This is a genomic window from Vibrio sp. S234-5 (assembly GCF_000960595.1).
Classification (GTDB): Bacteria; Pseudomonadota; Gammaproteobacteria; order Enterobacterales; family Vibrionaceae; genus Vibrio.
The window spans coordinates 1-456 of record NZ_JZAM01000028.1; the positions used below are offsets into that span (position 1 = coordinate 1).

The following is a 456-nucleotide window of genomic DNA, read 5'->3' on the forward strand; positions in this document are numbered from 1 at the left end:
ATCCTGAGCAGTTCCAAGTGTCTTCTTTCCGCCTTCGAAATCACTTACGGTTAAATCAAACACAGTGCTGTAGGTGTCTGCACACGTTTCAAATGCTCGGCTACGTGGAATGGTTGCCATCATCACTTGGTCACCAAGCAGATAGCTCATTTCCGTCAATACCGAGACTTGCTTCTTGTTGTCGTCTTCGAACATGGTTGGCATTAGCCGAACAAACTCTAAGCCATTCCAATCTTCTGGGAACATCTCATAAACCGTAGGCAAATGCTGGAAGAAGTTAACCGTAGATGCCCAGTCTAGACGTTTTGCCGCACAAGGAATTAACAGTGCATTGGACGCGTACATCGCATTCCAAACCAGAGGGTCGACGTGCGGACCGGTATCAATCATGATGATATCGAAGTCATTCGCAATCTTGTCGATAAGCTGTTCTTTCAATAGACGAACGATATCAAG

1 protein-coding gene is annotated in these 456 nt (G+C 45.8%); it reads right to left on the reverse strand.

What is annotated here, in order from left to right; genetic code table 11:
* The coding region (locus tag UF06_RS00115) for a ParA family protein (protein WP_045568623.1) at positions 1-456 on the reverse strand (456 nt) is incomplete at both ends.